Consider the following 12596-nt stretch of genomic DNA (forward strand, 5'->3'; position numbering starts at 1 on the left):
TATGAAGATAGAAAGAGAAATATTAGATAAAGTAAACCCTTGGCTAGAAAGCCCGTTTGATATAGAAACTCAGGATCTTGTAAAAGACCTAATGACTTCTGACCCTTCAAAACTAGAAGATAGTTTTTACAAAAATCTAGAATTTGGAACAGGAGGAATGAGAGGTATAATGGGAGTTGGTACAAATAGAATCAACAAATACACTTTAGGTAAAAACACCCAAGGACTTTCAAACTATCTAAAAAAGTGTTTCTCCAATGAAAACATTAAGGTAGCTATAGCCTATGATTGTAGACACAATAGTAAATCATTAGCAAAAATAGTTGCAGACGTTTTCACAGCTAATGGAATAGAAGTGTTTTTATTTTCTGACTTACGTCCCACACCAGAACTTTCATTTGCAGTAAAACACCTGAAATGTAAAGCTGGTATTGTATTGACAGCCTCACATAACCCACCTGAATACAATGGTTATAAAGTATATTGGGAAGACGGAGGTCAGCTAGTACCACCACAAGATGGAGAAATTATTCAAGAAATTGAACAACTTGCTTATACTGACATTCTATTCTCTGGAAATGAAACTCTATTGAACTATATAGACAAAGAAGTAGATCAAGCTTTCATAGATTCTTGCATTCAAAATGCAAGTTTCAACATACCCCAAGAATCCAAAGACCAATTAAAAATAGTCTTTACTCCACTACACGGAACCTCAGTAACTATAATCCCAAGCGTTTTAGAACAAGCAGGTTATAAAAACGTCTCAATTGTAAGCGAACAGAAAGAACCTAACGGGGACTTCCCTACCGTTAAGTCCCCAAATCCAGAAGAGCCTGAAGCTTTAAAACTAGCTTTAGAACTAGCTGAAAAGACAGGGGCTGATATAGTAATTGGAACCGACCCAGATTCTGATCGTTTAGGAGTAGCTGTACGTGATTCCAATGGAACCATGATTCTTCTTAACGGAAACCAAACTATGGCTATTATGACTGCTTTTTTATTGGAGCAATGGAAACGAAACAAAGGATTCAAAGGCAATGAGTTTATTGGAACAACCATAGTATCTACTCCAATGATGCTTGAATTAGCATCGGCTTATGGAATTGAATGTAAAGTTGGTTTAACAGGTTTTAAATGGATCGCTAAAATGATAAAAGACTTTCCAGAACAACAATTTATTGGTGGTGGAGAAGAAAGTTTTGGATATATGATTGGAGATGCTGTTAGAGATAAAGATGCTGTTGCTTCTACCCTTTTGGTATGTGAAATAGCCGCTATTGCAAAAGCTGCTGGAAGCTCTATATATCAAGAACTACTCAATTTATATTTAGACTACGGTTTTTATAAAGAACACTTGATATCGCTTACTAAAAAAGGAATAGAAGGAGCAAATGAAATAAAGCAAATGATGATTGACTTACGCGAAAATCCAGTTTCTGAAATAAACGGCGAACGTGTAATATTCATAGAAGACTATCAAAGCAGTGAGGCAAGGAATCTATTTACAGAAGAAATCGAACCTATTGAAATTCCAAAATCAAATGTTTTGATTTACTATCTTGAAGATGGAAGTAAAATCTGCGCAAGACCTAGTGGAACGGAACCTAAAATAAAATTCTATTTTAGTGTAAATACGGACTTACAAAGTCTTGATAAAATTGCATCAGCCGAAGCATACTTAAATCAAAAAATTGAAAATATCATTTCCGATATGAACTTAAATTAGTTCTCATCTATTGAACTTAAAAATATGAATGAATATTTCAAAAAAATAATTCGCTTTGCGAAACCGTACAAAAAGTATGCATACTTAAATATATTTTTCAATATTTTGTATGCACTCTTTAGCGCAGTATCTTTTGTCGCACTAATTCCTCTACTTCAAGTACTTTTTGACGATGAGAAAAAAATATACGAAAAGCCAACCTATCAAGGTCTCACTCAATTGAGTAAATACTTAGAAGATTCCATGTCCTATTTTCTATCACAATACGCAGAAGAACACGGATCACAAAGCACCCTAATAATAATGGTAGGAGTTATTCTTACACTTTTTTTATTAAAAAATCTTTTTAATTACTGGGCTATGTATTTCATTACCTTTCTTAGAAATGGGGTATTAAAAGACATACGCAATGCAATGTACAAAAAGACACTAGAGCTACCTCTCTCCTTTTTTTCTGAAAAAAGAAAGGGAGATGTTATATCTAGGATGACTTCTGATGTTTTAGAAATTCAACACTCTTTTTTATCTGTGTTAGAATTATTGGTTCGTGAACCTTTAACAATACTATTTACTATCATTACGATGTTTGTAATTAGTCCGAAATTAACTCTTTTTGTCTTCATATTTATTCCAATTGCTGGGTTCATTATTTCTATAGTGGGTAAAACTCTCAAGAAGAACTCTCAAAAAGCATCTCAAGAACAAGGATATTTCCTTTCTATTATTGAAGAGTCTTTAGCTGGACTAAAAGTGATAAAGAGTTTTAATTCCGAACCAACATTCAATAGTAAATTTCAAGAGTCCACTTCAGAGTTTTATCATTTAAATAATAAAATACTAAATCGACAAAACCTATCTTCTCCATTAAGTGAATTCTTAGGAATAGTAACCATCGGAGTTTTATTAATATTTGGTGGACATATGGTTCTAGTAGATCAAACTCTTTCTGGCGCCTCTTTCCTAGGATATATAACACTTGCATACAATGTATTAACACCTGCTAAAGCTATCTCCAAAGCTTCATACAGCTTAAAGAAAGGAGATGCAGCAGCAGAACGAGTACTTGAAATCTTGGAAGAAGAGAATCCAATTACTAATAAAGAAAATGCTACACAAAAAGTAAGCTTTGACAAAGAGATTAAACTAGACAATATTTCTTTTAAATACGAAGATGATTGGGTATTAGAAAACTTTAGTTTAGATATACCAAAAGGAAAAACCGTAGCACTTGTAGGACAATCCGGAAGTGGAAAAAGTACTATTGCAAATCTACTTACCCGCTTTTGGGATATCAACAAGGGTAGTATTCAAATAGATGGAACTGACATACGCGATTTAAACCTAACAGATGTTAGAGCAATGATGGGACTAGTTACTCAAGATAGTATCCTATTCAATGACTCCATTAAAAACAATATAAAGTTAGGTAAAGAAGATGCTACAGATGAAGAAATAATTCAAGCATTAAAAACTGCTAACGCCTATGAATTTGTAAAAGACCTACCAGAAGGTATTCATACCAATATTGGAGATTCAGGAAACAAACTATCAGGGGGTCAAAAACAACGACTATCTATAGCAAGAGCAGTTCTAAAAAACCCTCCCATAATGATACTAGATGAAGCAACATCAGCCTTAGATACAGAAAGCGAAAAACTAGTACAAGTAGCGTTGGAAAACATGATGATGAACAGAACATCTATTGTAATTGCTCATCGCCTTTCTACTATTCAAAAAGCAGATTGGATTGTGGTAATGCAAAAAGGAAAGATTGTAGAACAAGGTACCCATGACAGTCTTTATCATTTAGGAGGAACCTATACAAACCTAGTTTCACTACAAACATTGGAATAATTTTTTCCTACTAAATAAAAAATAAGTATCTTCGAGTTGAAGAGTTCTTTATCATTAACAAGCGTATGTATCATCTACTTACGCTTGTTCTTTTTAACAACTTTTTCAAAGGATATGTATTACCTATCCATTTTTAAAACGTTGCAATCTATTTATTTTACAAAACAGATAGTACAAAACAATAGTGCTTCAAAATTAAAATAGCCTCGTAATTATGAATACATCCCATCAAATAATACACTCCATTTTAGATAACGATTTTTATAAGTTCACCATGCAACACGCAGCCATAAAGCTGTTTCCGTATGCTGAAGCATCTTATATATTTATCAATCGAGGAAAACATGAGTTTCCAGAAGGATTTTCAGAAGCATTGCGTTTAGCTATAAATGAAATGGCAACCCTCAAACTCACTAAAGAAGAGAAAAGTTTTCTAAGTAAAACTTGCCCTTATTTAGACCCTACTTATTTGGATTTTCTACAAGGATATCATTTCGATCCATCTGAAGTAAAAATCATTCAAAATGGTAAAGAGTTAAAAGTAGAAATTGAAGGATATTGGTATCGTACAATATTATGGGAAGTCCCTTTAATGTCTATAATCTGCGAACTTTACTACCAACTAACAGGATTAGAAAGAGAATCAAATGATTTTGTGATTGAGCATACACGTGAGAAAATAGAAAACTATAAAAAACTAGGAATCAATATAGCTGAGTTTGGCACAAGAAGAAGACACTCATACGACGTGCATCAATTAGTAGTTCATACACTAAAAACATATGGAGAACCTTCATTCATAGGAACAAGTAATGTGCATTTAGCGATGAAATACAATACTAAACCTATAGGAACTCATGCACATGAATGGTTTATGTTTCATGCTGCAAAATACGGCTTCAAAATGGCTAATTCTATGGGATTAGAACATTGGGTTGACATATATAGAGGCGACTTGGGAATTGCTCTAACAGACACCTATACAAGTACTGTATTTTTCGAACAATTTGACAAAAAGTTTGCGAAATTATTTGATGGAGTTCGACACGACAGCGGTGATCCTCTAGATTTTGCTGACCAAACTATCGAACACTATAAAAAACTAGGCATAAACCCCCTTTCTAAAACCATTATTTTCTCAGATGGACTTAATCCAGAAAAAGTAGAACGCATTGTCGAACACTGCAAAGGAAAAGTTGGAATATCATTTGGTGTAGGTACAGACTTTACTAATGATGTAGGTCTCAAACCAATGAATATAGTAATCAAGATGAAACAAGCATATCCTGAAGGAGGTGACTGGACAGATGTAGTTAAACTTTCTGATGAGCCTAAAAAACATACAGGCACAGCAGAGATGATAGAATTAGCTCAACGATTATTAAATATTCCGCTGACTTAAGTTTATTTTCTTGCAGTATAACACAAATAAAAAACAGATTTTATCCTTTTTTTAATAATCGAAATTCGGAAAAACCACTTAAAAGTGTATTTTTGCATTAAATTAAATATTTGAAAATGGCAACGAACAGAACATTTACTATGATAAAACCGGATGCTGTAGAAGCAGGTCACATCGGTGGAATCTTAAACATGATTACAGAAGGTGGTTTCAAAATTGTAGCTTTAAAATTGACTCAGCTTACTGTAGCTGACGCTCAAAAATTTTATGAAGTTCACAGTGAAAGACCTTTCTACGGAGAATTGGTTGAATTTATGTCAAGAGGGCCAATCGTAGCAGCTATCTTAGAAAAAGAAAATGCTGTTGAAGATTTCAGAACATTAATCGGAGCAACGAACCCAGCTGATGCAGCTGAGGGAACAATCCGTAAAAAATATGCAAAATCTATTGGTGAAAATGCAGTACACGGTTCAGATAGCGATGAAAATGCAGCTATTGAGGGTGCATTCCATTTTGCTGGAAGAGAGCAGTTTTAATTAAAACGCTTTTTAATAAATAAAAAAAGCTGTTTACTAGTTAGTAAACAGCTTTTTTTATTCAAATGGAAGATTGTTTAAATCTACATTTCCTCCACTAAGTATAATTCCAATCTTTTTTCCTTCAAAATCTTGTCTTTCCTTTATCAAGGCAGCAAGAGCAACAGCACTTGAAGGTTCAACAATTATCTTCATTCGCTCCCAAATCAGACGCATAGCACTTACAATTTCATTTTCACGAACTAATATTATACGTTTAACGTGTTCTTGAATTATTGGAAAATTCACATCTCCTAATTGAGTTTTTAGACCATCCGCAATAGTATCTGTTGTAATATTTCCTTCTATTTTTCCACTCAATAATGATCGATATGCATCATCAGCCTCTAAGGGCTCAGCCCCTATTACTTCTATATTTGCACCAAAATAATGAGCTGCCAATGCTGTTCCCGCTAAAAGACCACCTCCACCAACCGGAACAATCAAAATATCCAAATCTGGATGAATTTCTAACATTTCCATAGCAGCAGTTGCATTTCCACGTATGACACGCAAGTCATTTGATGGATGAATAAAAGTTACTCCTTTTTCCTCAACAATCTCATTAGCTGTACGCATTCTAGCATCAAGAGAAGGAAAACACTCTATTACTTCCCCTCCATATCTCAAAATAGCATTCTTCTTTACTTCAGGCGCATCAGATGGTACAACTATATAAGCTGGAACTCCAAGATCTCGAGCAGCTAGAGCTAATGCTTGAGCAAAATTCCCAGAAGAATGTGTTACAACACCTTTAGTCCTTTGCTCATCCGTCAACTGTGTTATTGCATTAACAGCAGCACGCATTTTAAATGCGCCCATTCTTTGAAAGTTCTCGCATTTAAAATACAAATCATTTCCCAAGAAATTCTCAATCATTCCTGATTCCATAATTGGAGTCTTATGAATAAAAGGCTTTATTCTCTCATGACATTCTAACAATAACTCTCTCATAACAATTTATAAACTAAATGATTCAACAAATAGCATTAAAGTAAAAACGCTCAAAAGAATTGAGCGTTTTTATATTTTTTTATTTTACATCCATTAATTCAACATCGAATATCAGAGTTGCGTTTGGTGGTATAGCACCTCCTGCACCACGCTCTCCATATCCTAAATAAGATGGAATCACAAAACGTGCCTTATCTCCAACTTGTAACAAAGCTATTCCTTCGTCCCATCCTTCAATTACATGTCCTTGTCCTAAAGGAAATTCAATAGGTTTTTTACGTTTGTATGAGTTATCAAACTCTTGCCCATTTTCTAATGAACCTTTATAGTGAACAGCAACTATTTTACCTTTTTCAGCTTTCTTACCGTCTCCTTTAACAATCATTTGGTATCTAAGACCACTTTCGGTTTTATCAAAACCAGCCGCTACTTTTTCCAAAGCTTCTGCTGCTGCTGCTCTCTCTTCTGCAATACGAGCCGCTCTTGAACCTTCGAAAGTTCTAAAAGCTTCAACTGCATTCCAGTTTTTAGCTTCTTCTCCTTCTCTTATAATTTCAATAGAATCGATTAAATCACCTTGAGCAATAGCATCCACTATATCTTGTCCTTCAACAACATGTCCAAAAACAGTATGTTTACCATCTAACCAAGGAGTAGCTACATGCGTAATGAAAAACTGAGAACCGTTGGTTCCTGGACCTGCGTTTGCCATAGACAATACACCTGGTTTGCTGTGGGTCAAAGTAGAATCAATTTCATCATCAAAGTGATAACCTGGTCCACCTGTTCCAGTACCTTGAGGACATCCAGCTTGAACCATAAAGTCAGGTATCACACGGTGAAATTTTAATCCATCGTAATAAGGCTTACCTTGTTGACGAAAATCATTCTCTAAATTCCCTTCTGCCAAAGCTACAAAGTTCCCTACAGTTCCTGGTGTTTTATCGTGTGTTAACTTAGCAATAACAACTCCTTTTGTTGTATTAAATTTTGCGTAAATCCCGTTTTCCATGTTTATTTCTAATTTTTAATAATAGTACAAATATAAAAGTATTCCTTACAAAAATAATATAAAGGAATCACAACTTCTACTTAGAACGCCTCAATGCATATAGAATCAATGACAATAATGCCAAAAAAGCTCCTGCTATACATACACCAGTCCAAGCAAAGTAATTCCACATATAAAGTCCAAAAGCCGAGCCAAACGCTGTTCCCATAAAACTAAATGACATAAAGACAGTATTCAACCTATTACGTGCCTCTGGTAATAAACCATATATACGCGTTTGATTAGATACATGAACCACTTGTAAACCCAAGTCTAACAAGACTATTCCTACTATCATTCCAAGAACCGAAGTTTGAGAAAAATAGAACACCGCGAAGCTTATTAGTAGCATTACTATTCCTGCCAAAATCAACATACCAGAATTTCCTTTTCCTCCAATTTTACCTACTAAAGGAGCTGCAAAAGCACCACAAGCTCCAACTAAACCAAACAATCCTATAGTAGCACTATTGAATTCAAAGGGAGTAGCAGATAACAAAAGTACCATAGTTGTCCAAAAAGCACCAAATTGTGCAAACGAAAGACTGTTAATCCAACTCGCTTCTCTCAATACAACTTGTTCCTTCCATAACAACCATAAAGATTTATAAAGCTCCTTATACCCTCCACTAAAAGTAGGACTGTTTTGAGGTAAAATAATCCACATAAGAACTACTAAAATCAATCCAATAACAGCAGCAATCCAAAACATTTCACGCCACCCTAACCAAGAACCTATAAACCCACTAACTGTTCTAGATATCAAGATACCTATAAGTAAACCGCTCATCACTGTTCCTATCACTTGTCCTTGTTGCTTAGCATCTGACAAAGAAACTGCCATCGGAAGTATTAACTGAGGAACAATAGAAGACACGCCTATTAAAAAGAACGCGATTTGTAACAAAACAAAATTCTTAGCTGTCGCAACTAATATTAAAGCTAATACAGCAAAGATACTTGTAATTACAATTTGCTTTTTCCTCTCTATCTTATCTCCTAATGGAATCATCATTAACATTCCTATCGCGTATCCAGCTTGAGCAAGGTAGGTCGTAGTTCCTGCTAAAGATTCCGAAATCCCGAAATCTTGCGCCATTAATACAATTAACGGTTGCCCGTAATACAAATTCGCCACGATTAACCCCGTAACCGCAGCCATAAAAAAAACATTTGATTTTGATAAACTCATACAGCAAAACTATCATTTTTTAAACAAATGAAACATCATTCCTCTCATTCATTCCATTCTTATCTCCTTTTGTTTTCTAATAGAAAGCGTTGTAAATTTGCTAAAAATAAGTTTTTATGCGCATAGATATCATTACTGTTTTACCCGAACTTATTCGCAGTCCATTTGAAGCTTCAATTCTCAAAAGAGCAATAGCAAAAGGACTTGTTGAAGTACATTTTCATAATCTTAGAGATTACAGCACCAATAAACACAAAAACGTGGATGACTATCAATTTGGAGGAGGAGCAGGAATGGTAATGAGCATTGAACCAATAGATAAATGTATTAGTGCTCTAAAAGCAGAACGTGACTATGACGAAGTAATTTATATGACACCCGACGGAGAAACCCTCAATCAATCGATGGCTAACGGAATGTCAATGCTAAAAAACATCATTATTTTATGCGGACATTATAAGGGAGTAGATCAACGAGTTCGCGATCATTTTATTACAAGAGAAATTTCTATCGGTGACTATGTTCTTTCAGGAGGTGAATTAGGTGCTGCCGTTTTATGTGATGCAATCATTAGATTAATTCCAGGGGTATTAAGCAATGAAACCTCTGCTTTAACTGATAGCTTTCAAGACAATTTACTAGCTCCCCCAATTTATACTAGACCTTCTGAATATAAAGGGTGGAAAGTTCCTGACATACTCCTTAGTGGTAATTTTCCAGAAATAGAAAAATGGAGAGAACACAAGGCTTATGAGCACACCCAAAATAGAAGACCTGATCTATTAGAAGAATAAAATATCTAGCAACTTTTGATGCCAAAAGTCAGAAAAATAGAAAAATAAATTACACAACTATCATAATTTTAGTATATTTGCATCCAATTTGGTTCAACCTCTAGCGAGACCCGTGTATGTTGCTCTAGATAAACACATTATACTATTACAAATGGCAGATTTAATGAAATTCGTACAAGACGAATTAATAACAAGAAAAGATTTCCCTGAATTTAAAGCAGGAGACACAATCACTGTGTACTACGAAATTAAAGAGGGTGAGAAAAAAAGAACACAGTTCTTCAAAGGAGTAGTTATCCAAAGAAGAGGTTCTGGAATCACAGAAACGTTTACAATTCGTAAAATGTCTGGTAACGTAGGAGTAGAGCGTATCTTCCCTATCAACATGCCAGCATTAGAAAAAATTGAAGTAAATCAAAGAGGTAAAGTTCGTAGAGCACGTATTTTCTACTTCAGAGAACTTACTGGTAAGAAAGCAAGAATCAAAGAAAGAAGAAGATAATTCTATTTTTGAGAAAATAAAAAAAGAGATTGTAATTACAATCTCTTTTTTTGTATCCAGATATTTAGTAAATCTATCTCCAATCAATCTTCAAATAACTCATAACCTCTTTTACTTCTGTTTCCACATCTACTTCAAAAAAACTAGATACTATCACCAAATACAATGGCCTATTAACCTTCTGTATTGACATCAAAGACTCGTCTTCAATATTCTCTAAATTAGATACTGTACGAATACATTCCATACTATCTCTGAGCTCCATATAAGAATCGAAGCGATGCTCATCTTCTGAATCATAGAACCAATAACTCGGAGCGCTATCTTCAACAACAAGGCTTTCTGAAGGGTTATAAAGACCAGCAGCCATACCCATTCCTAAAGTTTCAATATCATCTACCAATACACCGTTAGATACCTCATTAAACGTATACGGATTAAATGAAGCATGAACCAAAACCCCCTCCTCATGTTTAAGAGTAAAAACCAATTGAAAAGTTTCCTTATCTAATAAAACTGAATTATCCTTTACAGAAATAATTTTTCCATCTTGCACAATTTTAAACCTAGATGCTTCAGGTTTATTTTTAGCACTTAAACTTCCAAACACTAATACTACTAGACTAAATATAGTCCATTTCTTTAGGAACTTTCTCATTTACTTTTTTTCGCAAAACTACATTTTTTTCCAATAATCTTTTAAGTTTTTTGAACAAAGGAGAGGTCGTGGATTTTTAAAAACGTTTATACAAAAATATATAACTACACTAAAGAAGCAAAGAGACAAAGAAATTAACTGATAGACAGCTTACATCCTCATTCAAAACAAACCTAACACTATATATTAAACAGAAAAGTCTATTAAATTAATGATTCACTATCAAATCCTTACCAAGAATAAGATTGATCAGCTAAATGAAGTCCATTAATCAAGTTTTGTTCAGCTGTTGAAGTATACAATGGCTGAACACTAGGATTAGAAGGATAGCTATCTCCATTGAATCTAATTAGATAATCCCTACCATTGCTATGCAATACCAAATCTTTCCAGCCTTCCGACTTAATATTCGTAATAGAAATGGGAGATTGAGTTACTGTAAATTTAGTCATCAGTTTCCCCTCTGAACTAAGTAACAACAATGTACAACCGCCAGACCCACAAAAATATGGTCCCATCAAGCCAACAAATATTTCCTTTTTCCGATCGTCATTAAGATCATACTCAAAAAATTTGAATTTTCGACTTGATTCCTCAATCAGTTTTTTAGATAAATCATCTTTAAACATCTCATCTAAAATCACGCTTATTAGCTTAATAGTATTATCATTTTGCGTATTTGCTACAGTATCTTTTAAATTATTATTTAAAACTTCTTCAGTAACTACTATATCACTTTTTTGTTTAGTATTAGTAACCTTGCTATCTGATGAAATACAACCAAATAACAAAAAGCTTAATAAGCTAAGAAATAAAACATTTTTTTTCATATCATAATTTTTTTATCCTAACAAAGACATTCCATCTCTCATTCTTTGCATTAAAGCAAAAGAAAGCAAACTAGAAATTAGGGTTATTATTATCGCAACAAAGCTAGCAATTAACATCAAGTTTCTCAAAGATACTTGTACTGAACTAACATTTTTTTCCATCATAATATGATTGTGAATTCCTCTAAAGTTTTTATAGACAAAAATTCCTAAAAAGCTCATTATAAAAAAAATTAATGCAACTAGTAGAGTCAATAGATGAAATGTTGATTGATTCTTGTTAATAAAAATATCACTGAGTGTAATAAAGCCAACTAAAAATAATGCTATTACCGCGCTATAACTCGAGAATTTAAATAATATCAGCATCTTATTATATCCATTGTTTTTTTTTACATTCAAAGGTAGTTGTTTAAAATTTAACGGTAATTGTACTATAGATAATATAGATAGATAAAAGCAATTAATTCAAAATATTCTCTGATTCGCTGATTCGTTAATTTGTAAATACGCTAAGAAGCAAAGAGATTAACTAAAGAACTGGAGGATTTATAAAAAAGGAAGCGAACCGAGCCCAAAGAGCGAACACGCTAGCCCTATAATAGTAAATTCGTAAAATACGTTAATTCGAAGATATGCAAAGAGGCTAAGGAACCAGTAATAAAAGATTAAACATCCAATTAAAACACTTTTAATTACCTTTATAACACAAAAAAGTCCTCACTTTTCAGGAGAACTTCAAACAAGATGGCGCACATTAGATGATTCGCTAATTTGGTGATTCGGGAATACGCTAATTCGAGGATATGCTAATACGCTAAGAAGCAAAGGGCAAAAAAACAGGGTTGAACGTTTAGTTTTAGTCTAATCTACTAAATTAGTAATGGAGTCAGCAAAACTAATATAAGGCTAAAAGACTAATTAACAGACGACTACAAAATAATTAACCCACCTCACTTTTCAGGAGAACTTCAAAAAAGGCAGCGAACCGAGCCCAAAGGGCGAACACGCTGGTTTTATAAAACAAAAAAGTCCTCACTTTTCAGGAGAACTTC

General features: G+C 33.8%; 12 protein-coding genes. 6 read left to right on the plus strand and 6 right to left on the minus strand.

The window, feature by feature from the left end; translation table 11 throughout:
- The first annotated feature begins 1 nt into the window (after window position 1).
- The 4 genes from BM024_RS13190 (at window position 2) to BM024_RS13205 (ending at window position 5521) form a co-directional block, all read left to right on the plus strand.
- A complete protein-coding gene (locus tag BM024_RS13190; protein ID WP_090681343.1) occupies window positions 2-1729 on the plus strand; it encodes a phospho-sugar mutase in 1728 nt (575 codons plus the stop codon).
- A gap of 24 nt (window positions 1730-1753) precedes the next feature.
- Window positions 1754-3583 (plus strand): ABC transporter ATP-binding protein, encoded by a 1830-nt coding sequence (locus tag BM024_RS13195; RefSeq protein ID WP_090681346.1) that lies wholly within the window; start codon window positions 1754-1756, stop codon window positions 3581-3583.
- Between the two features lie 214 nt (window positions 3584-3797).
- Window positions 3798-4985 (plus strand): nicotinate phosphoribosyltransferase, encoded by a 1188-nt coding sequence (gene pncB, locus BM024_RS13200; RefSeq protein ID WP_090681349.1) that lies wholly within the window; start codon window positions 3798-3800, stop codon window positions 4983-4985.
- A 116-nt stretch (window positions 4986-5101) separates the two neighbouring features.
- Complete coding sequence (locus tag BM024_RS13205; RefSeq protein ID WP_090681351.1) at window positions 5102-5521, plus strand: nucleoside-diphosphate kinase; 420 nt, start codon at window positions 5102-5104, stop codon at window positions 5519-5521.
- A 57-nt stretch (window positions 5522-5578) separates the two neighbouring features.
- Here BM024_RS13205 and BM024_RS13210 read toward each other — a convergent pair whose 3' ends face one another.
- From BM024_RS13210 to BM024_RS13220, 3 genes are all read right to left on the minus strand, one after another.
- Window positions 5579-6514, minus strand: a complete 936-nt coding sequence (locus BM024_RS13210) for a pyridoxal-phosphate dependent enzyme (RefSeq protein WP_090681354.1) — start codon at window positions 6512-6514, stop codon at window positions 5579-5581.
- Window positions 6515-6593: 79 nt separating this feature from the next.
- Window positions 6594-7526 (minus strand): peptidylprolyl isomerase, encoded by a 933-nt coding sequence (locus BM024_RS13215; protein WP_090681356.1) that lies wholly within the window; start codon window positions 7524-7526, stop codon window positions 6594-6596.
- A 76-nt stretch (window positions 7527-7602) separates the two neighbouring features.
- Entirely contained in the window at window positions 7603-8757 is a 1155-nt protein-coding gene (locus tag BM024_RS13220; protein ID WP_090681359.1) for an MFS transporter, read from the minus strand.
- Between the two features lie 116 nt (window positions 8758-8873).
- Here BM024_RS13220 and trmD point away from each other — a divergent pair, with 116 nt between their 5' ends.
- Together trmD and rplS are read left to right on the plus strand one after the other, a co-directional pair.
- On the plus strand, window positions 8874-9551 hold the full coding sequence (gene trmD, locus BM024_RS13225) for a tRNA (guanosine(37)-N1)-methyltransferase TrmD (protein WP_090681362.1): 678 nt from the start codon (window positions 8874-8876) through the stop codon (window positions 9549-9551).
- Between the two features lie 151 nt (window positions 9552-9702).
- Window positions 9703-10053: a 50S ribosomal protein L19 gene (gene rplS, locus BM024_RS13230; protein WP_090681372.1), complete on the plus strand. Its 351-nt coding sequence runs from the start codon at window positions 9703-9705 to the stop codon at window positions 10051-10053.
- 73 nt (window positions 10054-10126) lie between these two features.
- On the opposite strand, the gene BM024_RS13235 is transcribed toward rplS, so the two are convergent.
- From BM024_RS13235 to BM024_RS13660, 3 genes are all read right to left on the minus strand, one after another.
- Window positions 10127-10711 carry a hypothetical protein gene (locus tag BM024_RS13235; protein WP_090681364.1) on the minus strand — a complete coding sequence of 195 codons (585 nt, stop codon included), beginning with the start codon at window positions 10709-10711 and terminating at the stop codon, window positions 10127-10129.
- A 230-nt stretch (window positions 10712-10941) separates the two neighbouring features.
- Complete coding sequence (locus BM024_RS13240) at window positions 10942-11541, minus strand: hypothetical protein (protein WP_090681367.1); 600 nt, start codon at window positions 11539-11541, stop codon at window positions 10942-10944.
- A gap of 12 nt (window positions 11542-11553) precedes the next feature.
- Window positions 11554-11706, minus strand: a complete 153-nt coding sequence (locus BM024_RS13660) for a hypothetical protein (RefSeq protein WP_177190214.1) — start codon at window positions 11704-11706, stop codon at window positions 11554-11556.
- Window positions 11707-12596: the final 890 nt, after the last annotated feature.

Source organism: Myroides guanonis (assembly GCF_900114085.1).
GTDB lineage: Bacteria > Bacteroidota > Bacteroidia > Flavobacteriales > Flavobacteriaceae > Flavobacterium > Flavobacterium guanonis.